We start from the raw sequence: 24,556 nt of genomic DNA, 5'->3' as shown, positions 1-24,556 counted from the left end.
TCCGTGGGGTTGGACGCAGCCTAGCCGCGCATCTTCACGAAGTGGTCCATGAAGGAGGCCAGGGTGCGCACATTCTCCACAGTCACGGCGTTATAGGTGGAGACGCGGATGCCGCCCGCGGTGCGGTGTCCCTTCAGTCCCACCATGCCCGCCTTCTTCGCCTCGGCCACGAAGGTGATGTCCAGGTCCTCCGAGGGCAGGTGGAAGACGACGTTCATCACTGAACGGGACTCGCGCTCCACGGGGGCCCGGTAGAAGCCCGCGTTCCGGTCGATGGCGCCGTAGAGCAGCGCGGCCTTCTCGCGATTCCACCGCTCCAGCTGGCCCAGGCCGCCCACGTCCTTCATCCACGCCAGCACGTTGCGCACCAGGTAGATGGCGAGGGTGGGGGGCGTGTTGTAGAGCGAGTTGTTCTCCGCGTGGGTGCTGTAGCGGAAGAACTTGGGGATGTCCTTCCGGCCCCGGGCGATGAAGCCCTTGTCGGCCACCACCAGCGTCACGCCCGAGGGGCCCAGGTTCTTCTGCGCGCCCGCGTAGACGAGCCCGAAGCGGCTCACGTCGAACCCCTTCCACAGGAAGTCCGAGCTCATGTCCGCGACGAGGGGCACGCTGCCCACGTCCGGGAAGGTGTGGAACTGCGTGCCGTAGATGGTGTTGTTGCTCGTGAGGTGGACGTAGGCCGCCTTCGCGTCCAGCTTCAGCTCGTCCTGGCGCGGCACGCGCATGTAGTGCTTGTCCGGCTGGACGGTGGTGGCCGCGACGCGGGGTTTCCCGTAGTACTTCGCCTCGTCGAAGGCCTTCTCGCTCCACACCCCCGTCATCAGGTAGTCCGCGCCGGCCTCCGGGGTGAGGAAGTTCATCGGCACCTGGGCGAACTGCTGCGAGGCGCCGCCGGTGAGGAAGAGCACCTGATGGGTGGCGGGAATGCCGAGCAATTCCGTCAGGAGGGAAATGGCCCCGTCGTGGACGGCCTCGTACTCCTTCCCCCGGTGGCTGTGCTCCATGACGGACATGCCCGAGCCCTGGAAGTCGAGCAACTCGTCCCGGGCCCGCTCGAGGGCTGGAAGGGGCAGGCCGGCCGGGCCGGGGTTGAAGTTGATGACGCGCATGGCAGTGTCCTTTGGAAAATGAACGGCCGGGCCGGCATTCTTCCTCGTGGAGCCCCCCCGGGGGCCAGCGGGAAGGAGACTGCCAGGCTGCTTCCCGGCGTGAGCGGCGGGTTTTCCCTGGATGCGTGGCCGGCGGGTGGATTCGCGGGTCTGGAGGTCAGGTGGGTTCCTCGGAGGGGTTGACGGAGTGGGTAATGCGGGCGGCCCGCGGGGAGGCGTCCGCCTACAGTGAGCTGTACCGGCGCTCCCGGCCCATGGTGGCGAGGCTGGTGGCGGGGTTCGCCCCGTTGGATCCAGACGAGGTGGAGGACGTCATCCAGGAGACCTTCGTCCGGGCGTTCCGTGCGCTCCCGCGGCTGAAGGAGGTGGGGGCATTCGAGGCGTGGTTGCTGTCCATTGCCCGAAACCGGGCGCGGACGCGGCTGGAGCGCAAGTCGAGCACGCGGCGGCTGGAAGATGACGTCGCGGACCCGGAGCCGGAGACAGTCCCCCACATCCCGGAGGCGCTCCAGTTGGAGCGCGACATCGAGGTGGTGCGGCGGCTCATCGATGAGCTGCCGGAGGGCGAGGAGAAGCGGACGGTGCACCTCTTCTACATCGAGGGTGAGCTGTCCGCGCGAGAGATTGCCGAGAAGCTCGGCGTGGGAAAGAGCGCGGTGACGATGCGGCTGGAGCGGTTCCGCTCCCGCATCAAGCGCGAGTTGCTCCGGCGGGTGCTCGCCGGTCGGTGGGAGTGAGACGTGATGAGACACCTGAATGCCGACGCGATGAGCGCGCTTGCCCGCCGGGAGCCGGAGGCGGTGGCGTACTTCCGCGAGCACCTGGCCACCGCGTGCGAGACGTGTGAGGAGTTCCTGGCCACCCACACCGGCCCCGACCTGCTGGACGGACAGGTGGATGCGCTGCTGCTCGGCCTGGGCCCGGCGGCGAAGCAGCAGGCCCCGCTGGACGAGCTGGGCCTGGCGCGCGTGCGCCGCGGCCTGCGCCAGCCCCGACCGGAGGCCCGGCGTTGGGGCCTCATCGCAGGCGCCATCGCCGCCAGCGTCCTGGCGGTGGTGCTCGTGCCCCGTCTGCGCGAGGCGAACCCGGCGGTGGACACCGGGTGGGACGGCGTGAAGGGCCCGGCCGGCAACATCGCCCTGGAGCTGGCGGTGGTCGCCCGGGGCGCGGACGGCAGCCTGCGACGGTTGGACCCCGAGTCGCCCGTCGAGGGTGCGGACGTGCTCCTGCTGCGCTACCACGCCACCGAGGCCGGCACCGCCCTGCTCTTCCAGCAGCGGGCCGGCCAGGGCCCGGAGCTGCTCGGCCGCTTCCCGCTCGAGGCGGGGACGCATGACCTGCAGGGGCCTCAGGGACTGGCCGGGGTGAGCCTGGAGGGCGAGGCCGGACCCGTGACGCTGTGGCTGGTGGGCTCGGCCGGACGTCACGAGCCCTCACCAGACGCGGTGCGGGAAGTGTTGGTGGGAGGAAGTACGGCCTGGGAACAGCACCGGCTGGCGGTGACGAGGTTCGACGTGAACGTCGGAAGCGGTCAGAATCACCGCTGACGGCATGCGTGTGAGGCACCTCCTATCCATCCTGCTGATGGGCCTGGCCGCGTGCGCGGGCCCTGCTTCCGTGGAGAAGGGTGGCCTCGTGCCACTCCGGCTCGACGAGGAGGCGCTCTCCACGGCCTACACGCCCCGGCGCATGGCGCTGCTGGTGGGCATCTCCGAGTTCGACGACCCGCACTGGCGTGGCCTGCGCTACACCACGAAGGACGCCACGGACCTGGCGGAGGCGCTGAGGGACCCGACTCGCGGCCGGTTCGACCAGGTGCGCGTGCTCACGCGGCCGGAGGAGACGACGCGCGCGTCCATCCTCGCGGCGCTGCGGCAGCTCCGGAAGGAGGCGCACCGGCCCGACGACGTGGTGGTGGTCTACTTCTCCGCGCACGGCACGCTGGCGCGCGACAACCAGGGCGAGCTGCGGCGCTACCTGGTGACGCGCGACGCGTCCTTCCGCGCCATCCCCCAGACGGCGCTGTCCATGGACGCGCTGAAGGCGGAGTTCGACGGGCTGTCCAGCCGGCGGCGACTGCTGGTGCTGGCCACCTGCCACAGCGGCAGCGGCAAGTCGCTGCTGCCCAAGGAGCTGGAGGCGGAGCTGGCCGGCATCAAGTCGGGCTTCTACGCGCGTCCCCTGGAGGAGTCGTCGCGAGCCTCGCTGGTGTTCGCCGCCTGTGACTGGGGCGAGACGGCGCGCGAGGACGAGGGCCTGCGCAACGACATCTACACCCACTTCCTCATCGAGGGCCTGGGCGGTACGGCCGACCGCAACGTGGACGGGGCCGTCACCGCCACGGAGGCGCATGACTACGCGCGCCGCCGCACCTTCGCCTTCACCGAGGGACGGCAGCGGCCCTCGGCGGAAATCCTCGAAGTGGGCGCGGACCCGGTGGTGCTGTCGGGCAGCATCGCCCGGACGGGCCGACCGGAGCTGTTCTCCTACAACCCGCGGCTGGACGGCTTCACCCTCAAGGTGGACGGAGAGCCCCGGACGGACCTGCCGGGCGGCGCGGCGGTGGTGCCGGGCAGGCGCACGGTGGAGCTGACCAAGGGCGACGCGGTGCTGGTGCGGCGCGAGGTGGACATCGGCGTGGGAGAGCGGCTGCCGCTGGAGCGGCTGCTGTCGGAGGCCTTCCCCCGGCGCTCGCTGTCGCTGCTGGGCGGCATGTTCACCTTCGCGGACGCGCGCAGCCGCAACGAGCTGCTGCCCAGGGCCCCTGAGGTGGCGGTGTCGCTGCGGCTGGAGGACATGCCGCTCCAGGACTTCGCGCTGCTCTTCGACGTGGGCTTCAGCACCGGCCGGCAGAAGCTGCGGATGGCCCCGGGCAGCGAGGTGCCCTTTGGCTACACCACCTTCACCACCGGGGCGGCGCTGCCGTACCTGTGGCGGTGGGAGCGATTCACCCTGTTCGCCGGCCCGCGTGTGGCCGCTCTGTACCTGGGGCGGTCTTTCGACGTGGAGGCCTTCGCCGGCAGCCAGAGTTTCTTCACGGTCAGTCCCGGCGTAGTGGGCGGCGTGGTGTGGCGGGTCGGGGAGCGGCTGGAGCTGATGTCACAAGCCCAGCTCATGCTGACGTACGTGGTGGTGGACGGACAGGGACAGGCCGTGGGCTTCACCGGCGGTTGGGCCGGCGCGGGGTATCGGTTCTGATGCGCACGACTTTCCACATCGCGATGGCCACCCTGCTCGCGCTGGTCGCGGGCGCGTGCGGCAACCTGAAGAACGACCCCTTCCGGGTGGGCACCGTGCGCGGTCAGCTCACCGAGTTCGACCCGGCCGTGGCGCTGGTGGCGCTGGTGGGCCAGCCCGGGCTGCGCAGCAACGTGGACGCCGAGGGGCGCTTCGCGCTGGAAGGCGTACCGGCGGGCCCCGTCGAGCTGTTCATCGTGGCCACCGCGGAGAAGGCGGCGCGCGTCGGCGTGACGGTGCAGGGCGGCCAGTCCATCGACGTGAAGAAAGTGGCGACGAAGGACGCCGGCTTCTTCGACCTGAAGGTGAAGGCCGCGCAGGGACAGCGCGTGACGGGCGCGCAGGTGTCCGTGGTGGGCACGCCCTTCCAGCGACTGCAGCTGGACGACAAGGGGCGGCTCCGGGTGGGGCCGCTGCCGGACGGCTGCTACGGCGTGACGGTGTCCGCCATCGGCTTCTCCCTGCTGCAGGCCGAGGCGTGCGTGGGGCCCGGCGAGAAGAAGGAAATCAAGCTCGACCTGGAAGCAGACGAGGACTCCGCCAACCGCGGCTGCGCGGTGACGGGCTGCGCGGAGGGCCTGCGGTGCGCGCCCAACAACAAGTGCGTGGAGTGCTACGAGGACGCGCAGTGCGGCGAGGGCCTGTCCTGCAAGGGCTTCCGCTGCGAGGGCCCCGGCGCCTGGTGCGCCCCGTGTGATGGGAACTGGAAGTGCCAGCAGGGCGCGACGTGCCAGGACCTGCCCGAAGGCAGCGCGGCCTGCGTGGCGGAGTGCGCTGACGGCGCCGAAGGAGCCGCGGAGGACGCGTGCGCCTCGGGCTTCACCTGCCAGGGCGGCCGGTGCCTGCCGGACGCGGCACGCTTCGAGGGCTGCCATGGCCTGCTGGGGCTCAGCACGCAATGCGACGGGGACGCGCGGTGCCGGGACCAGGGGCTGACCGATGGACTCTGCGTGGACGGCGCGTGCACCATTCCGTGCGCCACGGACCGCGAGTGCCCGGGCGCCCTGCGCTGTGAGGACTCCGCCGCCGGCCGCGTCTGCCGGCCGCGCAGCTGAAGCCGTGACTCCCCTGCCCTCCCCCCGTACCCGCATGGCCCTGGCCTTGCTGGGTGCCGCCATCCTGGGAGGCTGTGACACGCCCCCAGGCCCGCTGCCTCCGCCCAACGCCGCGCCCACGCTGAGCATCCTCCGGCCGGAAGGCCCGGCGCCCCTGCGCGTGGGGCAGCCCGTGGACTTCGAGGCCCGAGTGGAGGACGCGGAGGACGGCGAGACGCTGGGTGAGCGCGTGCTGTGGGTGTCCTCGCTGGAGGGGCAGCTCACCCGCGGCGTCCGGGCCACCGCCACCTTCCGCGAGGCGGGCGACCAGACGCTGACGGCCACGGTGGTGGACTCGGGTGGACAGGCCACCAGCGCGTCCGTGCGCGTGAGTGTGCTGGGCACGGAGGCCCCCGTCGCCACCGTCCTCAAGCCCTCGCCCGGCAACGCCTTCAACCTGGGCGAGCCGGTGGAGCTGGCGTGTGAAGCCATCACCGTGGGCGGCGTGCGGCTGACGGGCGGCGCGGTGCACTGGACGTCCGCGCTGACAGGCCCGCTGCCACAGGGCGAGGCGGTGCGCGCGACGCTCCGGGTGGCGGGCGAGGACACGCTGACCTGTACCGCGACGGACCCCGCCACCGGCGCCAGCACCACCGCCACGGTGCGCGTCACGGTGCGCGCCACCCGGGCGCCCGCGGTGCTCATCACCCGCCCCGAGCAGGAAGAGGTGTACGTGAAGACGGGGGAGCCCGCGCCCTTCGCGTCCACCATCCTCTTCCGCGCCACGGCGCAGGACTTCAACACCGACGGCGGCGCGGGCAACCTGGACGGCGCCATCCAGTGGGTCCTGGAACCGGGGAGCCTCCCGCTCGGCACGGGACCCGCCCTGTCGCACACCTTCACGCTGCCCGGCGAGTACACGGTGACGGCGCGAGTGGTGGACGGCCTGGGCAACGCGGCCACGGACAGCGTGCGCATCCGACTGGTCACCAACCTGCCCCCGTGGTGCGGAATCGAGGCCCCCCAGGAGAGCGCGCGCCTGCTGCTGGGCGCATCCAGCGCGCTGCGCGGCCAGTGCGTGGACCCGGAGACGGGCGAGTCGCTGCCGCCCGTATGGTCCACCAGCGCGTCGCCCCGGCCACTGGCCACCGGCGAAGACGTCACCGCCATCTTCACCGTGGCCGGCGCGCAGACGCTCAGCGCCTGCGCGGTGGACCCGGAGGACACGTCGCTGCGAGGCTGCGCGACGCGGCCGGTGCGCGTCATCGTCAACTCGGCCCCCACGGGCTGCTCCATCCAGGCGCCCCGCGCCACCGTGGTGGTGAACGCCGGGAGGCCATTGGCGCTGGAGGGCTCGGCCACCGACGCGGAGGACCTGAGAGGGGCCCTGCGCTTCGCTTGGACGTCCTCGCGCGACGGAGCCCTGGCGAGCGGCGCCAGCGCCACCACGCAGCGGCTGACCACGCCGGGCCCCCACGTGCTGACGCTCACCGTGACGGACCCCTGGGGCCTGGCCTGCACCGCCACGGTGGCCGTGACGGTGAACGGGGCGCCGGAGGTGCGGGTGGAGGGCTTGTGGCAGGACGGCACGAACTGCCTCGAGGAGCCATGCCGCGAGGGCCACTCCATCTTCGCCACCGGCTTCGTGAGAGACCTGGACACGGGGGGCGGCCTCGCGTCGCTGGCGTGGCTGGACAGCCTGGGCGGGCGCGTGGAGGTAGGCACTGGCGGCAACCCCGGGGTCAACCTCACCGCGCCCGGCATCGGCAGGCACACGGTGGTGCTACGCGCCGAGGACCGGGGCGGCGCGGTGAGCCGGGCCGCGGCCTCCTTCACGGTGCTGCCCCCGGGCCGCTCCTGGCTGGTGGAGGCGGTGACTGATGATCGACCCGTGGTGTCGCTGGCCCTCATCGGCGCCGGGCTGCGCTACGTGGATGGCGAGTCGGCGTGGGTGTTCAGCGCGCGGCCGCCCTCGACGCCCATGGGCGTGAGCGAGTCGGCGACGGCGCTGTTCTCCCTGCGTGGCGAAGACGGCGAGGTGCTCTTCGTGGGCACGGATGGCGGAGGCGTGCATCGCTGCGTGGAGGGCACGTGTGTGCGCTTCGCGGGCGGGCCGCTGGGCGCCGCGAACGACCGGGTGACGTCGGTGGCCGCGCTGGAGTCGCCCGACCTGCTGCTGCTGGGCACGGACAAGGGCCTCATCCTCACCCGCGCGAGCAATCCCTCCCTGGGAGGACGTCCGGGCATCGTCGTGGGCCAGCGCCTGCTGGAGGGACGCGAGGTGCGCCAGGTCGTCTTCTCCCCCGCCTCCACCGCGGCGCGGGTGAAGGCGTGGGCCGCGACGTCGGCCGGACTGGCCGAAGTGACGGTGCAGGTGGAGGACGCCTTCGAGCCGGCGCTCGCGCAGGTGAGGGTGACGCTCCACGTGCCGCCCGCGGTGACCGACGAGGACGTGCGGGCCGTGGCCGTGAGCCCCGAGGGGCTGGTCTTCGCGGGGACGGGCAAGGGCTTCAGCACGCTGGGGCGGCCCGGCCCGGCGCTCCGCGACGCGCCCTGGTCCCTGCCCGACGAGGAGGTGCAGGCGCTCCTCTTCGAGCGACAGTCCACGGGCACCCGCACCCGGGACGTCCTGTGGGCCGGCACCCGGCGCGGACTGGTGCGCTACGACCTCCAGTCGGACATCGTCACGCTGCTCACCGAGCAGGAGGGCCTGCCCGACGCGGACGTGCGCGCGCTGCTCGCGGGGCCGGAGGGTGGTCGCTACATCGGCACCAGCAAGGGCGTGGCGACGTACTCCGGGCCTTAGGAGGGTCCCCGTGCGAGCGGAGCCGCGCCGCGGACCTCGCCACGCCGGGGCGTGCGGAACCACGCGGAGCCAACACGGGCACGGCGCCCGGTGGCTTCCAGGCGAGGGGCAGGTGCTTCAGCCTTCGGAGCCGCGCGGAGCCAGCACCAGCCCGTCGCGGGAGAAGCGCTCCACCGAGCTCCGCAGCTCCGCCTCGGGCATGCCGGTGGCCGCAGCCACGTCCGAGGCGGACAGCCCCTCCACCGCCATCTTCAGCACCAGCAGCGCGGGCGGCGTGGCCTCCACGTAGTAGGTGACGAGGTGCTCCGGGTGGCGCCACAGCAAGGCCAGCTCCTGCCCCGCCTCCGGCTCCGTCCGCGCCCCCTGCGCCCGCACGTACGCGCAAAGAAGGAAGGGATGCTCCAGCACGGCCAGCGTGGGGTTGGCCGACAGCCGCTCCACCCGCTCCGGCGCGGACTCCTCCGAGGCGAACACCGCGAAGTCCGTCCACTCGAAGCGCGCCAGCGCGGGGACGAAGGCTGCCAGCCCGCGCGCGGCCACCGCGTCCGCGACGAAGGCCGGGAAGCCCTCCGCCAGGTGGTTCAGCTCATGGTGCCGCGCGGGCCGCGTCAGCGTGTAGCCCTCCACCAGCGCACCCCACGCCTCCGGGCCCACCGCGCCGCGCACGAGCGGGAAGACCTTCTCCAGCACGCCGCGCACATGCCCGCGCACGAAGTCGCCATAGACGGCCACGCGCCCGCGCGCCGCGTCCCAGCCCGGGTGCTCCGCGTACAGCCGCTCCAGCGACTCCGCGCCGGGGCGGGCGAAGTACGTGCCCATGCTGTCGAAGAAGTGCTTCAGCGCCGGCTTCATCGCCCCGCCACCTCCCGCAGCGCGCCGCGCGCCACGTCCGCCTCGTCCAGCACCGCGTCCAGCGAGGGGATGTCCTGGTCCCACTCGATGAGCGTCGCCACCGGGCCGGTGCGCTCCAGCACATACCGATACAACGACCACACGTCCCCGCAGACGCGGTCTCCGTGCGTGTCGATGATGACGTCCGGGTAGCGCGTGTGGCCGGCGAGGTGGACCTGCACCACCCGCTCCAGCGGCAGCGCGTCCACGAAGGCCCGCGGGTCATACCCGTGGTTGAGCGCGTTGACGTAGACGTTGTTCACGTCCAGCAACAGCCCGCAGTCCGCCTGCTCCACCACGTGCCGCAGGAAGTCCGCCTCGGACAGCGTGCCGCCCGGCATGTGCGCGTAGTAGCTCGGGTTCTCCAGCAGGAAGGGCCGACCCACGCGCGCCACCACCTCGCGCACGCGCGGCACCACGTGCTCCACGGCGGCCTCGGTGAAGGGCAGCGGCAGCAGGTCATGCAGGTACACGCCGCCCAGCCGCGAATAGCAGAGGTGGTCCGAGAAGAACGGCGCGTCCACCCGCGCCACCAGCGCCGCCAGCCGCGTGACGTAGTCCACGTCCAGCGCATCCGGCCCGCCGATGTCGAGCCCCACGCCGTGCGGCAGCACCGGCCACCGCTCCGCGCAGGCGTTCAGGGTGCGCTGCGGCCGGCCGCCCAGCGAGAGGAAGTTCTCCGGGATGACCTCCACCCAGTCGAGCGTGCGAACGGTGCGGGGCAGCTCCTCGTAGAAGCTCCGCCGCAGCCCGATGCCCGCGCCCAGCGGCTTCAGTCCGTGTCTCCGCGCGTACGTCACCACCGGGGCACTCCTCCTCGGGAGGCAGGAACGACACGGGCGGCGGGAGCATTCCTCCCACCGCCCGGACAGCAGGGCGCCGGCTTTCACCGACCCCCGCCAGGGACGCGACTACTTCTTGGCGCCGCCGCAGGAACCGGCGCCGCAGCTGCCCTCGGCGCCCTTCTCCGGCGTGGCGGCCGGAGCGGCCTCCTGCTTCTGGCCGTTGCAGGCGGCCTCGGCGCCCTTCGCCTCGGTGGCCTTCGCGCCGCAGCTGCCCTCGGCGCCCTTCTCGGCGGTGGCCGGCTGGGCCTCCGCGGACTTGGTGGACGCACAGCCGGTGGCCAGCGCGGACAGGGACAGGGTGCCGACAATCGCCGCCAGGGTCTTGACGTTCATGGTGTTGCTTCCTTTCGGTACTGCATTGGGGGGTGAACTACAGCGTTACAGCTTGAATTGCGTGGAGCCCCAGGCGTCGACGTTGACCTCGGCGGTCTCGCCCACCTTGAGCACCAGCGCTTCCGTCCGCTGGATGCCGTAGGCCTCGAGCGGAATCTGGAACTTCGCACGCACGCGCAGGAGGTCTCCCGCCGCGCGGTTCTTCGTCTCGCTGGACTCCTTGAAGTACGTGGCCGTCACCTCCACCGGCTCCTCGCGCGTCACACCGCGCAGGGTGAAGCGGCCCTTGCCCTTCACCTTCACCGGCTTGCCCGCCTCCAGCGCCGAGGGCAGGGCCAGGTCGACGAACTCGAAGACGATGTCCGGGGACTTCGCGGCGTCCAGCCAGCGGTCATTGCGCAGGTGCTCGTCGCGCGTGTCGTTGCCCGTCTTGATGGACTTCACGGGCAGCTGGAACTTCCCGCTGGCCTTGGTGCCCTTCACCTCCACGCGGCCGCGAACCTCGTTGGACAGGCCGTTGATGACCTCCAGCGGCGCGTCCAGCATGAAGGCCACGGTGTCGCGGCTGTTCGGGTCATTGAAGACGAAGGCCCGCGGCGCGGCGGCGGGCTCGGCCGCGAGTGCGGGAAGCGACAGGAGGGCGGCGAGCGCCAGGAACGTGCGGGACATGACGGACCTCATTTACGGATGTCAGCGATGCGCGGATGCATCCGGTACGCAGCTCCCGTCCGCCGGTTACAGCGCCTTCCCGCGGGTTCCGTTCAGAAGCCGGCGCCGCGGGTGCGCCGACCGTCCAACGCTTCACGCAACAGGCTGTCACGGGCCGGCACCAGCTTGACTTCGCCCGTGTCAGTCCTGACCCCCAAGGCTTCTAGCAGACCTTCCGCCTCCGCAAAAGAAGGTCGCCGGAGGTGCCGCTCCAGCAGCGCGCCGAACAGCGGCTGGCCCGCGACAGAGTCCACCGCCGCTCCGAAGGCACCGAAGGTGGACGTGGGGCCGCGCTCGGCCAGCAGCTCCAGCACGTCCTCCAGCCGGCGCTTGTTTTCAGTGACACGGCGTAATTCCACATCGAGATGCAAGGCGAAGAGCGCGCCCGTCCAGTAGACGCCGAGCGAGTAGGGACTGCCCGCCACCACCTCTTCCATGGTGCGCCCGCCCGCCTGGGCCCGCCCGCGAGCGAAGCCGTCCACGAGTTCCTCCCATGCACGCTGCGCGCTCTGCCGCCCGGAGCGCGAGCGCGCCACCTCCGTGTAGTAGGTGGCCAGTCCTTCCGACAGCCAGGGCACGCGCGGGAGGATGACAGGGTGGGTGAGGTGCAGCAGCTCGTGCACGGCCACCCAGTCCCGCTTGAAGGAGGTGGCGTCCGTGTCCCGGCCCACGAGGATGGAGACACTGGGCGGCGAGCTCCACTGCACCATGCCGAAGAGGCCGGAGCCGCGACGCGCCGACGCGGGGATGACGCGCACGGAGATGCGCGGATACGGGAAGGCGCGGCGCACGGTGCGCACCTCCTCCGCGGCCTGCCGCAGCCACGCGCAGATGGACGCGTCGTCCAGACGCGAGAAGCGTCCGAGGATGGCGACGTCCAGCACCGCGTCCGGCAGCTGGACCTGGCAGCGGCGCCCGCCGAAGCCATGGAAGCCGGAGTCCACCAGGTCCTCACCGCGCAGGCGGTAGAGCCCCCCCTCCCCCGGCTGCCACGGCAGCAGCGCGTCCACGCCCTCCAAGTACAGCTCCACTCGCAGGTCCGGCGTCACCACGCGCGGACGGATGAGGTACTCACGCCCGGCGACATGGCGCGCGTCGCCATCGCCGACGCCGATGAAGAAGCCGGGCCCGTGCTGTCGGATGCGTGCATCCAGCGCGTAGCGGTAGCGCAGGAAGCGCGTGCCGGCGGGAAGGCGGAGCCCGTCCTCGTGGACCCGCAGCGAGCGCACCTGTCCGTCGTCGCTCCAGACGTGGACCGTGTCCACACCGCCGGGCTCACTGAAGAGGAACTCGCGCGGAGAGCCCTTCGCCAGCACCACCTCTACGTCGATGGCGTGCTCGGGCTCGCGCACGTAGGTGAGGTTGTAGCGCAGCGCCGCCGGGTCTCCCGTCGGACGCGGGCGTGCCGGCGTCTGGCAGGACAGGGCCGCGAGCGCGAGCAGGAGGATGACGGACGAACGTGCACGGGCCCTCCAGGGAGCTACCCGGGCGGTGCCTCCGGTCCGGCTGCGTCTACGTCCCACGCGTCACCTCGAAGCGCTCCGTCAGCGGACGCGAGAATACGCCTGGCGACACGCCGCGCGCCTCACGTCGAGTGGGAACACTCCGCCACACACCGCCTTGTGGCTGCGCGTGACGCAGGTGGCTCCCGGGAGGCCGGTGGCCCTAGAGTCATGCGCAATGCCCATACGCATCCGCAGTCCCGAGGGTGAGCTGTCCTATGGCGGACTGGATGAGGTCCGCCAGGCGCTGTCGACGGGACTGGTGGACCCGACGGACCAGATTCGCACCTCCGAGACAGAGCCCTGGCGGCCGGTGAGCGAAGTCGTCGGCAGGCCGGCCCGGCTGCGCTGGAAGGAACACTTCCACTGGTACGTCCTCACCGCCGTGCTGGTGGGGATGTACCTGGTGGGGTTCGGCATCATCTGGATGCTGCTGGCCGTGGGCGCCCATGCGCTCTGGCGGAACACGACGCGCCGGGGCCCGCGCGGAGGCATCCGGTGGTGGTGAGCCCCCCGGGCCTTCTCGGGTGGGTCAGCGCACGACACGGGGTCCGCCGCTCAGTGTGACTTCTTCCGCGAGGCAGGGGCCGCTTCCGTCCCCTTCCCGTCCGCGAGCAGGAACTCCCGCGCCGCCTCCAGGATTTCATCCGACAGGGGCAGGCCCTTCGTCGCCCGGGCCAGCGTCATCGCGCCGATGAGGGACGTCACCGTCGCCAGCGCCCGCTTCCGCGCGGTGACGCCATCCTCGCCCGGCACGCGCACCACCATCTCCGCCACCAGCCCCTCCACCCCCTCGGCGAAGGCCTCGCGCGCTTCCGGAGTCCCTCGCCCCAGGTCCGACAACACCGACGGCAGGATGCAGCCCGTCTCCATGTTGTCGCGGATGTGGCGGTTGAGGTACCGGCGCACGAAGTGGCTCAGCCACTCCGCGCCCCGCAACTCCTCCAGCCCACCCAGCCACCGCTCGCCGTTGCGCTGGAAGAAGGCGCGCACGGACTCCGCGAGCAGCGAGTCCTTCGAGGCGAAGTGGGCATAGAAGCCCCCCACCGTCAGCCCCGCCGCGCGCATGACGCGCTCCACGCTCGCGCCCTCGAAGCCCTGCTTGCGGAAGAGGTTCTCCGCCGCCGCCAGGATGCGCTCGCGCGTGGCCTGCTTGTGCTCTGGTCCGTACCGCATCGCTTCCTCTCCTACTCGCGGCCTCCCGCGCCCGGGGGCCGGAACAGCATGCACGTGGTGGTGCCGTGGGCATACAGCTTCCCCGCCGCATCCGTCAGCTTCGCCTGGGCCGTGGCCACCCGCCCACCCACATGGATGACCTCGCCCGTGCACGTCAGCCGGCCCGTGTCGTGAGCAATCGCGCGCACGAGATTCACATGCAGCTCCAGCGTCGTGTACCCCGACCCCGCCGGCAAGGTGGAGTGCACCGCGCACGCCAGCGCCGAGTCCAGCACCGTGGCCGCCAGCCCACCGTGCACCGTGCCGATGGGGTTGTAGTGGTACTCCGCCGGCTCCACCACGAACACCGCCCGCCCCTCGTCCACCTCCACCGGAGCGAACCCCATCAGCTCGGCGATGGGCGCCCCCGGCACCTCACCTCGGACGATGGCGCGCAGGTATTCCAGCCCGGACAGCGTCCTGGCCGCGGCCACGCCCTCGCGCGGGTCCCTCCACGTCACGGTCCGGGTCCGGCTCCCAGCGCTCCCCTGGCTCATCGGTGCTTCCTCCATTTGAATGATACTCGTCATCCAATGCAGCTCCGGGGATTCCAGCGCCCGGTCGCATCTACTTGCCCTGATGGCATGATGCCCATAATACAAAGTCCCATCGAGCGCACGTGGAGAAGCGGGCAGCCGGGCAGACAGGCCCGTTCAAGGCCGCCGGTGCGCGTGGGAGACGGAGAGAGCCATGGAGAAGCGGCGTGTCGCGGTGACCGGGCTGGGGCTCATCAGCCCCTGTGGCACGGGAGTGGAGAAGAGCTGGGAGGCCCTGGTGGGCGGGCGGAGCGGCGTGGGCCCCATCACCCTCTTCGACGCGAGCCGGCTGGACTGCCGCATCGCTGGCGAGGTGAAGGACTTCCAACCGGAGGACTACATCGACCGGCGCGAGGTGCGGCGGATGGACCGCTTCGCGCAGTTCGCGGTGGTGGCGGCGGACATGGCCATCGCGGACTCGGGGCTGAAAATCACCCCGGAGAACGCCGAGCGCGTGGCGGCCATCATCGGCTCCGGCATCGGTGGCATCTCCAGCCTGGAGGAGACCTACCGCAAGGCGATGGAGAAGGGGCCGGACCGCATCAGCCCGTTCTTCATCCTCCAGATGATCATCAATCTGGCGCCCGGCTACGTCACCATGCGCCACGGCATCAAGGGCCCCTCGTGGTCCACCAACTCCGCGTGCTCCACCAGCGCCCATGCCATTGGCGAGGCGATGCGCGGAATCCAGCGCGGCGAGTTCGACGCGGCGGTGGCCGGCGGCTCCGAGGCGCCCATCTCACTGCTGGGCGTGGGCGGCTTCGCCGCGATGAAGGCGCTGTCCACCCGCAACGACGCGCCCCAGGAGGCCAGCCGCCCGTTCGACGCGGACCGCGACGGCTTCGTGCTCGCCGAGGGCGCCGGCATGCTCGTGCTCGAGGAGTGGGAGCACGCCCGCGCCCGGGGCGCGCGCATCTACGCCGAGCTGTCCGGCTACAGCGCCACCTCCGACGCGCACCACGTCACCGCGCCCGCCCCCGAGCACGAAGGCGCCCAGCGCAGCATGCGCGGCGCCATGAAGGACGCCGGCCTCACGCCCGCGGACATCGGCTACATCAATGCCCACGGCACCTCGACGGACCTCGGCGACGTGCTGGAGATGGAGGGCATCGCCCGCGTCTTCGGCGACGCCGCGCGCACCGTCGCCATTTCCTCCACCAAGTCCATGACGGGCCACATGAACGGCGCGGCTGGCGCCGCCGAGGCCGTCATCAGCATCCTCGCCCTCACCCGCGAGGTCCTCCCGCCCACCATCAACCTCCAGCGTCAGGACCCCCGCATCGCCCTGGACTGCGTGCCCAACACCGCCCGCCCCGCGCGCCTGGACGCCGTCATGAGCAACTCCTTCGGCTTCGGCGGCACCAACGCGTCGCTCGTCTTCCGCCGGGCCACCGGATGATCGACTCCTACGTGTCCCCACCACTGGACGCCCTTGCTTTGTAAACCGTGAATCCGCGTTTACTGACGCACTCCAGGTCACATGGCGCAGTGCGCCAGTAAACGGTTGACAAGCCGCGGCGGGGGCGCGCTGGAGCGAACACTCCCACAGCCCCAAAGCACCGTAATTACATGCGCTTACGCGCATTTCTACAGCTCCGTAGTGGAGGCGGACAGCTGTTCCGTCGCCCGCCGGACAGGGGGCCCCCCGCCCGAAAACGTTCATTGCAAATCGGTAAATCGATTTGCAAAGTGGATCCAGGTCCCAGGTGCGCGAGGTCCGGCGTGCTCCAGAGGGCCTCGACTCGGCCATGAACGACAACGCACTGAACGCCAACGTGGGCCTGAAGCTCCGAGGGCTGCGCCTTGCACGCAACATCAAGCAAGCAGACGCGGCCAAGGACCTGGGTGTGTCCCCCGCGTACCTGAACCTCATCGAGAAGGGGAAGCGGGTGATGCCCTTCCCGCTGCTCTGGAAGGCGCTGCGCTACTTCGACCAGGACCCCGAGCAGTTCATGTCCACGCTCGGCGAGGGCCGCGTGGACGAGGCGCTGGCGAAGCTGCTGGACGAGCCGCTGCTCAAGAGCCTCGACATCGACCCCGAGTCGCTCCAGTCGCTGTCCGCCGAGCCGAAGCTGGCCGGCACGGTGGCCGCGCTCTTCAACCTCTACAAGAACACGCGCACGCAGTTGGAGAACGTGCTGGCGCAGCTCAACGTGGAGGAGCGCACCCGCGCGCAGGGTGGCGCGCAGAACGGCACGGTGCCGGGCGTCCGCTTCGACTACTCGCCCTTCGACGAGGTCAGCGACTTCCTGGAGAAGCACCGCAACTTCTTCCCGGAATTGGAGGAGCAGGCGGAGGCGCTGCGCCGTGACGTGCGCCTGGAGCGGCAGCTCACCAGCGGACAGCTCATCCGGCTGCTGGAGGAGCGCTTCGGCTACCGCGTCCTCTTCGACGACCCGGCGCCCAGCGGCTCGTCCGTGGTGCGGCGGTTGGACCCGGAGGAGAAGACGCTCACCCTGTCGCCCTTCCTCACCGAGCAGCCGCTGAAGTTCCAGATTGCCGCGTCCATCGGCCTGCTGGTGATGGACCGCGAGAAGCTGGTGGAGCGCATCATGGTGGCGGGCCGCATGCGCCACGGTGAGACGGAGCGGCTCATCAAGGTCAACCTGGCCAACTACTTCGCTGGCGCGCTGATGCTCCCCTACGGGGACTTCTTCAAGGAGGTGCAGCGCACGCGCTACGACGTGGAGCTGCTCTCCAGCATCTTCGGCTCCACCTACGAGACGGTGGCCCACCGGCTCTGCAACCTGTCGGACCCCAAGCGCCCCGGCATCCCCTTCCACTTCCTGCGCGCGGACATCGCCGGCAACATCTCCAAGCGCTACAGCGGCACCGGCATCCGCTTCGCCACCGGCGGCGGCTCGTGCGCCAAGTGGGCCGTGCACCTGGCCTTCCTCAACCCGTCCCAAATCACCCGGCAGTACTCCATCATGCCGGACGGGACGACGTACTTCTGCTTCGCCAAGGTGCAGCTGCAGCCCATTGAAGGCTCCATCGTCAAGGGCACGGCCTACTCCATCGGCCTGGGCACCCACGCGGAGAACGCGAAGTACCTGGCCTACGGCCTGCCCACCACGGACCTGCGCAAGGACGCCATTCCGTCCGGCATCTCCTGCCGCTTCTGCGAGCGCACGGACTGCAACCAGCGCGCGGCCGCCAGCTACCGCTTCGCCTTCGCCTTCGACGAGTACACGAAGAAGGACTGCTTCTTCTCCCCGCTGCTCGTCCACGAGAAGGCCGACAAGGTGGAGAAGGAGCGTATCCACCAGATGGGGGAGAATGGCGGCCCAGCCCACGCGCATGGCGGCGGGGTGGAGGTGCTCCCGATGAACGGCTCGCTCACCGTCAACGGGACTCACGGGACTGAGAAGGACGATTCGTTGGACAAGCCGTCCCGGCGCCGCAAGGGTGGCGACGCCTGAGGTCGACATGCACGCTCCCGACGACACCCAACGCGCCCACATCCTCGACGCCATCCAGCAGCAGAAGAACGCGCTGGCCCCGCTGCGCATCACCGGCTCGCCCACCGAGGTGGGCCAGGGGCTGGTGAGTCTGGCGGAGCTGCACGGCCTGGTGGAGGACCATGCCGCGAGCCGCGAGTGCTACGAGGAGGCGCTCGGCCTCTTCCAGCAGGCGAAGTACAAGCCCGGCCAGGCGCAGGCGCTGCTCGGCCTGGGCGTGGTGAAGGCGCACTTCGAGGACCACCGCGGCGCCATGGAGCGCATCGCCCAGGCGGCCATGCTCTTCAACGAGGCGAAGGACCGCGAGGGCGAGGCCCTGGCCCGCGCCTGCATCGGCGAGTCCCTGCGCGCCATGGGCCAGCCGGAGGCCGCGGAGGAGAAGTACCAGGAGGCCCTCATCCTCCTGCGCCAGACGCGCAACCCGGACCGCGTGGCGCGGCTGCTGCTCGACATCGGCGACATCCGCATGGAGAAGGGCGAGTACGAGCCCGCCCGCAAGCGCTTCCTGGAGGCCGTGCCGCTGCTGGAGCAGGGCGAGGACCCGGAGGCGCTCGCGCAGGGCCACCTGCTGCTGGGCGAGTCCGAGGGCCTGCTGGGCAACCATGACGGCGCCCGCCCCCACCTGCTGCGCGCGGTGGAGCTCTACGAGCAATTGCACGACCACGCGTACGAGGCCCGCGCCCGGTGGGATTTGGGCCTGTCCTGCTACTACCTGCAGGACTTCGCCGCGGCCCGCGCCCAGTTCGAGGCGGTGCTGCCGCTGTATGAAGATCAGGGCCGCGCGGACGAGGTCGCCAAGGTCCGCAACGTGCTGGCCCACTTCGCCGCGCGCGGAGTCTGAGCGCTCATCCCCGTTGCCGGGGAGAGCGCCCTCCTCACGTCAGCTCAGGCCTGGATGCCGGCGCCGACGGCGATGGCCAGCAGGCCCAGCACGCCCGCGGCGATGATGGTGTAGCGCCACTCGCCCTTGAGGCCCAGCAGCGTCCCCGCCACCGCGAGCCGCGCCACCGGTGTCACCAGCAGCAGCGACGCCGCGCCCTTGCGGAGCAGGTCGATGGCGACGTGCACATTCTCGGATTGGGGCAGCGCCTCCAGCCCCAGCGACACCACGAACATCCCCCCGCTCACCACCGCACCGCCGCGCAGCACGCGGGCAATCCACCGGTCTCCCGCGACGGCCAGGTCCCGGCGGCGCGCCCGTCCCACCGGGGCCACGTCGAGGCCGGGCTGGGTGATGGGCTCCGCGTCCACCTCGGGCGCCAGGGCCTGCTCCGCCCCAGGCGTCATCACGTTGTGGGCCCCATGCGTGTCCGCCATCACCGCCGCGGACACCACGTGTCCCTCCGTGCCGGATGAGTCCGGCTCGCTCATTTCACCATGCTCGGCCACAGTCCCGCCCCTCCCTTCCACAGCATCTGGCTCGCGACCACCAGCAGCACCACGGCGAAGAGCTTCTTCAGCACCGCCGTGGGCATCTTCGGCATCAGCCTGCCGCCGACGTACGCGCCAACCAGGACCCCCACCACCAGCGGGGACACCAGCGCCAGCTTCAGGTGCCCGCGGAGTGCGTAGGCCGCCACGCTCGCGGCCCCCGTCACGCCAATCATCAGGTTGCTGGTGGCGCTGGCCACCTTGAACGGCACCCGCATGCCGTAGCTCATCAGCGGCACCTTCAGTGGGCCTCCGCCCACGCCCAGCAGCGAGGACAGCCCGCCCGCGACGAAGGAGCCGGAGATGCCCAGCGGGTAGTTCGTCGGCGTGTAGTCACTCAGCGTCGCCGGCTCCTGCCGCGGAGAGCACAGCAGCATCATCTGCAGGGCGACGTAGAGGGTGAAGAGGCCGAACACCACGGCCACCATCGCCGGAGCAACCATCGCCGCCACCAGCCCGCCAACGATGGCGCCCATCACCGTGGCCAGCTCCAGCGTCAGCCCCAGCCGGATGTCGCTCAGGTGGTTGTGCACGTAGCCCGCGGCCGCCGCGCACGAGTTGGCCACCACGCACATGAGGCTCGCGGGCACCGCCTCTTCCAGGGGGATACCGAACAGCAACACCAGCGCGGGGACCAGGACGATGCCTCCTCCGATGCCAAGCATCGCCCCGAGAGAGCCCGCGAGGCCGCCCGCCATCATGAGGAGTAGGACCGTCATTCCTTCACGAGGATAGGAGCGGTCCCCTGGTTCGGACAGCGGCATTCCCCCCTGGGAAGAATGCTCGCCAGGATGCCTGCCCTGCGCGCGAGGAGTTGCGGGAAACGCGTCAGTCCGGGCCGACGCTATGCGGCACACGCGCCCAGCGTGCCCTCGGGGAACACCTCGAGGAAGCGCGCACGCGTACGTGGCGTGAAGGTGCCCCTCGCCATGTAGCCGTGCAACCTGCGCAGCACGCCACGCGCCGACTCCAGCGCACCTTCCACCTCTCCGGAGAAGTCGAAGGCGTCGTTGCGGTACAGCTCCTGGAAGGACAGGTGCGCGTACGCCGGCAGCGCGCGCGCGCGGCCCACCGGGCTGGAGAGGAAGAGTCCGGAGATGTACAGCCCGCGCACCCAGCCATCCACGTCCGCCTTGGACGGGGCCTGGCCCACGCGCTCCTGCGACGACAGGCGCACCAGCTCGTAGATGCCGCGACCGATGCCCCGCCACGGGAAGCCCGGACTCTTCACCACCTGACACTTCTCGCGCAGCCGGGGCGTGCCCAGCAGGTCCACGCCGTGCAGCTCGCGCAGGTAGAAGAGCGTCTGCGCCCACTCGATTTCACGGTGCGCGTCGCGCGCTCGCTCGCCGCGGCGGCGGTGGCGGTGCACCAGCCTGTCGACGACGGGGTACAGCCGCCGGTCGATGCACAGGTGCGTGAAGTAGCCCGCCAGCAGCGCGAGCCCCGCCTCGTTGCCCACCAGCGCACCGGTGGCCACGAGCTCCGCCATCTTCAGGCCGAAGCCCACCGGCGCGCGCTCGTGGTACAGCCGGGCGAAGAGGGGCGGCTCCCGCTCCGGAAGGAAGGCCGACAGCCCGCCGCGCACGCCTTCACACAGCGGCAGGTCCGGCAGCGCCGCGCCGAAGCGCGCATACGGCAGGTCCTCCGCGAGCGCGCGCACCCAGTCCGCCGGAAGGTCTCCCGGATTGGCGGCCATCCGTTCGATGGCGGTCAGATGCATGAGCAACGTGGGCATTCCCCACACTGCTATCCAGTGCACCCCGTCATTGCAATGCTCGAATGAAATCGAGCGCTTTGCGCGCAACAGGGTGGGCGTTACAGTCCGCGACCTTCTGCATCCCCTTCCATCCGTTCAGGAGCTCATCGGCCCATGAATTTCAGCTTCGTCTCCGGCGACGTCACGAAGGCAAGCGGCGAGCTGCTCGTCATCCCGCTCTTCGAGGGCGAGCTGGCGGACACCGCCCCGTCCTCCCTGGCCGCGGCCGACTCCGCCCTGGAGGGACGCCTGCGCGGCGCCGCCGCCCAGGAGGGCTTCAAGGCCAAGGCCGAGCAGTCCTTCCTCATCCACACGCATGGCCGCGCCACCGCGGAGCGCGTGCTGCTGCTGGGGCTGGGCAACCGCGCCCGCTTCCACCCGGAGGTGCTGCGCCTGGCCGCCGGGCGCGCGGTGAAGGCCGCGCTGCGGCTGAAGGCGGGCTCGGTGGCCTTCGTCCTGCCGGCCACGGACGCGGCGGAGAACACGGTGCGCGCGGTGGTGGAGGGCCTGGCGCTGGGCGCCTACCGCTTCGACAAGTACAAGTCCTCCGCCCGCGAGGACAAGAACCCGGCGAAGGTGAGCAAGGTCTCCCTGGTGCTGCCCGACGGCGGAGAGAAGTCGAAGGGCCTGGAGGACGCGCTGGCCCTGGCGAAGCGCGTGGCGGACGCCACCAACTGGGCGCGAGACCTGGTCAACGAGCCGCCCAACGCGGTGACGCCCACCGTGCTGGCCGAGGCCGCGCGGCAGGCGGCGAAGGAAGGCGGCCTGCAGGTCACCATCGGCGGCCGGCGTGAAATCGAGAAGCTCAACATGGGCATGTTCCTGGGCGTCACCGCCGGGAGCGCCGAGGAGCCGCGCCTCATCCACGTCGTCTACACGCCGAAGAACGCGCGCGACGCGAAGCGCGCGCCGCTGGCGCTGGTGGGCAAGGCGATTACGTTCGACTCGGGCGGCCTGTCCCTCAAGCCCACCGAGGGCATGGTGGAGATGAAGACGGACATGGCGGGCTCGGCCGCGGTGCTGGGCGCCATGAAGGTCATCGCCGCGCTCAAGCCGCCCTTCCCCGTGCACGCCTTCATCGGCGCGTGCGAGAACATGCCCTCGGGCACCGCGTACAAGCCGGGCGACATCCTCACCTCGCGCCTGGGCAAGACGGTGGAGATCACCAACACGGACGCGGAGGGCCGCCTGGTGCTGGGCGACATGCTCACCTGGGCCGTCGAGCACAAGCCGTCCGCCGTCATCGACCTGGCCACGCTGACGGGCGCCTGCATCATCGCCCTGGGCAACTACATCGTCGGCGCCTTCGGCGACCACGACGGCACGGTGAACGAGGTGCTCCAGTCCGCGCGCACCGCGGGCGAGGAGATGTGGCGCCTGCCGGTGACGGAGCTGCAGAAGGACGCGCTGCGCTCCGAGGTCGCCGACATGAAGAACTCCGGCGAGCGCTGGGGCGGCTCCATCAACGCCGCCCTCTTCCTCAAGGAGTTCGTCGGGGACACGCCGTGGGTGCACCTGGACATCGCCGGCCCGTCCAACAGCCCCAAGGAGCGCGGCTACCTGAGCAAGGGTGGCACGGGCTCGGGTCTGCGCACGCTGGTGGAGTGGGTGCGGCTGCGCACGGAGACGATGGCCTCCAACCCCGAGGCCTACGAGCCCGCGACGCCCGCTCCCAAGCCGGCGAAGAAGGCCGCGCGCAAGGCCGCGCGGTAGCAACGCCGTCTGGACTGGGGCGCGTCTAGCGGCGCGGCGCCTGGGACACCGTGGCCGGAGTCTGCTCCGGCCCGGGCAGCGGACGGACGCCGGCGATGAGGGCGTCCACGCTCTGGGTGACGCCGTCCGGCGACTCCGCGGGCCACGTGGCCAGCATCATCAGGACGCGGCCCGGCCGGCCCTCGCGCACGGCGACGCGGCCCAGCACCGAGTCCCCCACCTGGAAGTCGAAGCCCACCGCGTTCTCCGACAGCGGAATCGGCGCCGGGTCCGTGGTGGTGAAGCCCGGCTGCTGGCGCAGCCCCTCCGTCAGCCGCTCCGCGAACTGGGTGGGAGACGCCACCGCCGGGGCCACCTGGAGCACCACCTGCGCCCCGGAGGTGTTGTGGCGGAGGATGACGGGAATGGAGAGCCCCTCCGGCGTGCGCTCGTTCGTCTCGTCGAGCTGCCAGTCCGCCGTGGGCCGGATGATTTCGAAGCCCAGGTCCTCGTCCACGTAGCGGCGGGCGGTGGAGTGGCCCGCCGTCCCGGAGCCGCCCACGCCCTGCTCCAGGCCCACGTCCCCGCCCCGGGAGTCCTGCACCGCCGCGCGAGAGCCGCTGCAGGCCGTGCTCAGCACCAGGAGTCCCCACGCCAGCTTCCGCATCGCGCCCATGTCGCTCGTCCCCCGCCCGCTAAGGCCGTGAACGCGAACGTGGGCACGGGGCGCCCCCTAGGCCAGTCCCCCCTGGAGTGTGCGGTAGGTGTTGGACAGCCTCTCTGCCACCTCGGGAGGGAGCACGTTGCGCGCCGAAAACAGCGCATAGGAGACAATGGCGTCCATCGCCTCCAGGGTGAGGGCCCTCCCCACCGCCTCGCCACCCCCGGCGAGGTTGGCACCCAGCCGCGCCACGTCCACCCGCCCGTCCGGGCCGGGCGTCACCCCGGCGAAGGCGTCCTCCAGGCCCGCCGGTGGCGAGTCCAGGAAGCCGCGCAGCAAGTCCTCCTCCCGGCCCGCGTCGCGCAGCGCCCGGTGGATGAGGGACAGCAGCAGATTGTAGCGCTCCTCGGCGGACAGCAGCTCCCAGGCCATGCCCTCCACCGCGGGCCCGGGGGCCGGGGGCGGCGCGGGGGCACGCACGACCAGGTGGCCGCCGCGCACGGCCTCGTCCAGCCACGTGTAGAAGGCGTAGGGCCCGCCCTCGTAGAGCGCGCGCACGTCGCCCAGCGGGGCGCCCGCGCCCAGCCGCGTGAAGAGGCGCGCCTCGCCGGGCAGAGCGCCTTCCGGGCCGGGCTCCACGCGCATGTCTTCCTGGAAGCGGCGGCGCAGGCGGGACAGCTCCTCCGCCCGTTTGATGCCGGTGAGCACCAATTCCCGCGTGCGCTCGGGCAGCTTCACCACGTCCGCCATGGGCGCGGGGCCCTCGATGAAGAGGAAGCTGCCGTCCACCAGGTCGAAGAGGCTGAGCACCACCTCGCGCACCACGTACGTCATGGCGCTGTAGAGGTTGGCCTCCGAGACGAGGCCCTCGGACGTGAGCACCTGGCCGATGCGCCGCGAGGGCGTCACCCGCGACAGCGCCTGCGTCAGCTGCGCCTGCGTCAGCAGCCCCAGCCGCAGCAGCACCGCGCCCAGCCGCTCCCAGCGCTCCGTGGACGTGGCGAACACCACCTGCCCGTCCCGGAAGGACACCGTGCGGCGCACCGTGCCGTGCTGCACGGCCAGCAGGCCGCTGCGGATGCCCGACAGGACGTGGGCGAACACCTCCTCGACGGAGAGCGTCCCCAGGCTGCCGGCGAGGAAGCCGGCGAACCCGGAGGGCTCCTGGAGGAGGACCATCCCCTCGGGCCCGTGGAACCAGGCCGAGAGGGGACGGGAGGGGGACAGGCCGGCGGCGAGCGGCCGCTCGAGGTCGAGCGAGGCCTGCTCACCGCTGACACGAGGCGTGGCCTTCGGTTTCGACGCCACGGCCCGTGTCCCCCGTCGACGCGCGCGA

Annotated in this window: 23 protein-coding genes; 10 read left to right on the top strand and 13 right to left on the bottom strand. The window is 71.3% G+C overall.

Annotated features, from left to right (window positions below; translation table 11 throughout):
- Positions 1–20: 20 nt before the first annotated feature.
- Positions 21–1,109 (bottom strand): 3-phosphoserine/phosphohydroxythreonine transaminase, encoded by a 1,089-nt coding sequence (gene serC / locus G4D85_RS45165; RefSeq protein WP_164020709.1) that lies wholly within the window; start codon positions 1,107–1,109, stop codon positions 21–23.
- A gap of 161 nt (positions 1,110–1,270) precedes the next feature.
- On the opposite strand from serC, the gene G4D85_RS45160 reads away from it, so the two are divergent.
- The 5 genes from G4D85_RS45160 to G4D85_RS45140 are packed head-to-tail and all read left to right on the top strand — an operon-like array spanning position 1,271 to position 8,186.
- On the top strand, positions 1,271–1,846 hold the full coding sequence (locus G4D85_RS45160; RefSeq protein WP_164020706.1) for a sigma-70 family RNA polymerase sigma factor: 576 nt from the start codon (positions 1,271–1,273) through the stop codon (positions 1,844–1,846).
- A gap of 6 nt (positions 1,847–1,852) precedes the next feature.
- On the top strand, positions 1,853–2,656 hold the full coding sequence (locus G4D85_RS45155) for a hypothetical protein (protein ID WP_164020704.1): 804 nt from the start codon (positions 1,853–1,855) through the stop codon (positions 2,654–2,656).
- Positions 2,657–2,666: 10 nt separating this feature from the next.
- On the top strand, positions 2,667–4,307 hold the full coding sequence (locus G4D85_RS45150; protein ID WP_164020775.1) for a caspase family protein: 1,641 nt from the start codon (positions 2,667–2,669) through the stop codon (positions 4,305–4,307).
- Complete coding sequence (locus G4D85_RS45145; RefSeq protein WP_164020702.1) at positions 4,307–5,401, top strand: carboxypeptidase-like regulatory domain-containing protein; 1,095 nt, start codon at positions 4,307–4,309, stop codon at positions 5,399–5,401. The genes G4D85_RS45150 and G4D85_RS45145 overlap by 1 nt, the downstream gene beginning before the upstream one ends.
- 34 nt (positions 5,402–5,435) lie before the next feature.
- Complete coding sequence (locus G4D85_RS45140; protein ID WP_164020700.1) at positions 5,436–8,186, top strand: PKD domain-containing protein; 2,751 nt, start codon at positions 5,436–5,438, stop codon at positions 8,184–8,186.
- Between the two features lie 117 nt (positions 8,187–8,303).
- Here G4D85_RS45140 and G4D85_RS45135 read toward each other — a convergent pair whose 3' ends face one another.
- The 5 genes from G4D85_RS45135 to G4D85_RS45115 all read right to left on the bottom strand — a co-directional run bounded on the left by G4D85_RS45135 (position 8,304) and on the right by G4D85_RS45115 (position 12,486).
- A complete protein-coding gene (locus G4D85_RS45135; protein WP_164020698.1) occupies positions 8,304–9,038 on the bottom strand; it encodes an HvfC/BufC N-terminal domain-containing protein in 735 nt (244 codons plus the stop codon).
- Complete coding sequence (gene bufB / locus G4D85_RS45130; RefSeq protein ID WP_164020696.1) at positions 9,035–9,880, bottom strand: MNIO family bufferin maturase; 846 nt, start codon at positions 9,878–9,880, stop codon at positions 9,035–9,037. The genes G4D85_RS45135 and bufB overlap by 4 nt, the downstream gene beginning before the upstream one ends.
- A 108-nt stretch (positions 9,881–9,988) precedes the next feature.
- On the bottom strand, positions 9,989–10,255 hold the full coding sequence (locus G4D85_RS45125; protein ID WP_164020695.1) for a hypothetical protein: 267 nt from the start codon (positions 10,253–10,255) through the stop codon (positions 9,989–9,991).
- A gap of 45 nt (positions 10,256–10,300) precedes the next feature.
- The gene (locus G4D85_RS45120; RefSeq protein WP_164020693.1) at positions 10,301–10,924 is read right to left on the bottom strand and encodes a YceI family protein; all 624 of its coding nucleotides are present in this window, start codon (positions 10,922–10,924) and stop codon (positions 10,301–10,303) included.
- A 92-nt stretch (positions 10,925–11,016) separates the two neighbouring features.
- Complete coding sequence (locus G4D85_RS45115) at positions 11,017–12,486, bottom strand: M61 metallopeptidase family protein (protein ID WP_164020690.1); 1,470 nt, start codon at positions 12,484–12,486, stop codon at positions 11,017–11,019.
- Positions 12,487–12,643: 157 nt separating this feature from the next.
- Here G4D85_RS45115 and G4D85_RS45110 point away from each other — a divergent pair, with 157 nt between their 5' ends.
- Positions 12,644–12,973, top strand: coding sequence for a hypothetical protein (locus G4D85_RS45110; RefSeq protein WP_164020688.1), 330 nt, complete (start codon positions 12,644–12,646; stop codon positions 12,971–12,973).
- A 50-nt stretch (positions 12,974–13,023) separates the two neighbouring features.
- Here G4D85_RS45110 and G4D85_RS45105 read toward each other — a convergent pair whose 3' ends face one another.
- Together G4D85_RS45105 and G4D85_RS45100 are read right to left on the bottom strand one after the other, a co-directional pair.
- Positions 13,024–13,641 (bottom strand): TetR/AcrR family transcriptional regulator, encoded by a 618-nt coding sequence (locus G4D85_RS45105; protein WP_164020686.1) that lies wholly within the window; start codon positions 13,639–13,641, stop codon positions 13,024–13,026.
- Between the two features lie 11 nt (positions 13,642–13,652).
- The gene (locus G4D85_RS45100) at positions 13,653–14,177 is read right to left on the bottom strand and encodes a PaaI family thioesterase (RefSeq protein ID WP_164020684.1); all 525 of its coding nucleotides are present in this window, start codon (positions 14,175–14,177) and stop codon (positions 13,653–13,655) included.
- Between the two features lie 193 nt (positions 14,178–14,370).
- Between G4D85_RS45100 and fabF the strand changes: the two genes are divergently transcribed.
- From fabF to G4D85_RS45085, 3 genes are all read left to right on the top strand, one after another.
- Positions 14,371–15,615 (top strand): beta-ketoacyl-ACP synthase II, encoded by a 1,245-nt coding sequence (gene fabF / locus G4D85_RS45095; protein ID WP_164020683.1) that lies wholly within the window; start codon positions 14,371–14,373, stop codon positions 15,613–15,615.
- A 349-nt stretch (positions 15,616–15,964) separates the two neighbouring features.
- On the top strand, positions 15,965–17,638 hold the full coding sequence (locus G4D85_RS45090; protein ID WP_164020681.1) for a helix-turn-helix domain-containing protein: 1,674 nt from the start codon (positions 15,965–15,967) through the stop codon (positions 17,636–17,638).
- Between the two features lie 7 nt (positions 17,639–17,645).
- Positions 17,646–18,518 (top strand): tetratricopeptide repeat protein, encoded by an 873-nt coding sequence (locus G4D85_RS45085; protein WP_164020679.1) that lies wholly within the window; start codon positions 17,646–17,648, stop codon positions 18,516–18,518.
- Between the two features lie 44 nt (positions 18,519–18,562).
- Here G4D85_RS45085 and G4D85_RS45080 read toward each other — a convergent pair whose 3' ends face one another.
- The 3 genes from G4D85_RS45080 to G4D85_RS45070 all read right to left on the bottom strand — a co-directional run bounded on the left by G4D85_RS45080 (position 18,563) and on the right by G4D85_RS45070 (position 20,846).
- Positions 18,563–19,048 carry a hypothetical protein gene (locus tag G4D85_RS45080; protein WP_420821754.1) on the bottom strand — a complete coding sequence of 162 codons (486 nt, stop codon included), beginning with the start codon at positions 19,046–19,048 and terminating at the stop codon, positions 18,563–18,565.
- Positions 19,045–19,827, bottom strand: a complete 783-nt coding sequence (locus G4D85_RS45075; protein ID WP_164020677.1) for a sulfite exporter TauE/SafE family protein — start codon at positions 19,825–19,827, stop codon at positions 19,045–19,047. The genes G4D85_RS45080 and G4D85_RS45075 overlap by 4 nt, the downstream gene beginning before the upstream one ends.
- 125 nt (positions 19,828–19,952) lie before the next feature.
- Entirely contained in the window at positions 19,953–20,846 is an 894-nt protein-coding gene (locus G4D85_RS45070) for a zinc dependent phospholipase C family protein (RefSeq protein WP_164020675.1), read from the bottom strand.
- Positions 20,847–20,981: 135 nt separating this feature from the next.
- Between G4D85_RS45070 and G4D85_RS45065 the strand changes: the two genes are divergently transcribed.
- A complete protein-coding gene (locus tag G4D85_RS45065) occupies positions 20,982–22,580 on the top strand; it encodes a leucyl aminopeptidase (protein ID WP_164020674.1) in 1,599 nt (532 codons plus the stop codon).
- Between the two features lie 25 nt (positions 22,581–22,605).
- Here G4D85_RS45065 and G4D85_RS45060 read toward each other — a convergent pair whose 3' ends face one another.
- Both G4D85_RS45060 and G4D85_RS45055 read right to left on the bottom strand, forming a co-directional pair.
- On the bottom strand, positions 22,606–23,235 hold the full coding sequence (locus G4D85_RS45060; RefSeq protein WP_164020672.1) for a hypothetical protein: 630 nt from the start codon (positions 23,233–23,235) through the stop codon (positions 22,606–22,608).
- A 57-nt stretch (positions 23,236–23,292) separates the two neighbouring features.
- The gene (locus tag G4D85_RS45055) at positions 23,293–24,528 is read right to left on the bottom strand and encodes a DUF4388 domain-containing protein (RefSeq protein WP_164020670.1); all 1,236 of its coding nucleotides are present in this window, start codon (positions 24,526–24,528) and stop codon (positions 23,293–23,295) included.
- Positions 24,529–24,556 lie beyond the last annotated feature (28 nt).

The sequence above is a fragment of the Pyxidicoccus trucidator genome (assembly GCF_010894435.1).
Classification (GTDB): domain Bacteria; phylum Myxococcota; class Myxococcia; order Myxococcales; family Myxococcaceae; genus Myxococcus; species Myxococcus trucidator.
The sequence above is the reverse complement of the archived record's forward strand: the minus strand, read 5'-3'. Positions and strand labels throughout refer to the sequence as shown.

Bases quoted from the DNA above. Each gene is read 5' to 3' on its own strand.
- serC (WP_164020709.1), bottom strand. From the start codon at position 1,109: ATGCGCGTCATCAACTTCAACCCCGGCCCGGCCGGCCTGCCCCTTCCA.
- G4D85_RS45155 (WP_164020704.1), top strand. From the start codon at position 1,853: ATGAGACACCTGAATGCCGACGCGATGAGCGCGCTTGCCCGCCGGGAG.
- G4D85_RS45145 (WP_164020702.1), top strand. From the start codon at position 4,307: ATGCGCACGACTTTCCACATCGCGATGGCCACCCTGCTCGCGCTGGTC.
- G4D85_RS45140 (WP_164020700.1), top strand. From the start codon at position 5,436: ATGGCCCTGGCCTTGCTGGGTGCCGCCATCCTGGGAGGCTGTGACACG.
- G4D85_RS45135 (WP_164020698.1), bottom strand. From the start codon at position 9,038: ATGAAGCCGGCGCTGAAGCACTTCTTCGACAGCATGGGCACGTACTTC.
- G4D85_RS45125 (WP_164020695.1), bottom strand. From the start codon at position 10,255: ATGAACGTCAAGACCCTGGCGGCGATTGTCGGCACCCTGTCCCTGTCC.
- G4D85_RS45120 (WP_164020693.1), bottom strand. From the start codon at position 10,924: ATGTCCCGCACGTTCCTGGCGCTCGCCGCCCTCCTGTCGCTTCCCGCA.
- G4D85_RS45110 (WP_164020688.1), top strand. From the start codon at position 12,644: ATGCCCATACGCATCCGCAGTCCCGAGGGTGAGCTGTCCTATGGCGGA.
- G4D85_RS45105 (WP_164020686.1), bottom strand. From the start codon at position 13,641: ATGCGGTACGGACCAGAGCACAAGCAGGCCACGCGCGAGCGCATCCTG.
- G4D85_RS45100 (WP_164020684.1), bottom strand. From the start codon at position 14,177: ATGAGCCAGGGGAGCGCTGGGAGCCGGACCCGGACCGTGACGTGGAGG.
- fabF (WP_164020683.1), top strand. From the start codon at position 14,371: ATGGAGAAGCGGCGTGTCGCGGTGACCGGGCTGGGGCTCATCAGCCCC.
- G4D85_RS45090 (WP_164020681.1), top strand. From the start codon at position 15,965: ATGAACGACAACGCACTGAACGCCAACGTGGGCCTGAAGCTCCGAGGG.
- G4D85_RS45085 (WP_164020679.1), top strand. From the start codon at position 17,646: ATGCACGCTCCCGACGACACCCAACGCGCCCACATCCTCGACGCCATC.
- G4D85_RS45080 (WP_420821754.1), bottom strand. From the start codon at position 19,048: ATGAGCGAGCCGGACTCATCCGGCACGGAGGGACACGTGGTGTCCGCG.
- G4D85_RS45075 (WP_164020677.1), bottom strand. From the start codon at position 19,827: ATGACGGTCCTACTCCTCATGATGGCGGGCGGCCTCGCGGGCTCTCTC.
- G4D85_RS45070 (WP_164020675.1), bottom strand. From the start codon at position 20,846: ATGCCCACGTTGCTCATGCATCTGACCGCCATCGAACGGATGGCCGCC.
- G4D85_RS45065 (WP_164020674.1), top strand. From the start codon at position 20,982: ATGAATTTCAGCTTCGTCTCCGGCGACGTCACGAAGGCAAGCGGCGAG.
- G4D85_RS45060 (WP_164020672.1), bottom strand. From the start codon at position 23,235: ATGGGCGCGATGCGGAAGCTGGCGTGGGGACTCCTGGTGCTGAGCACG.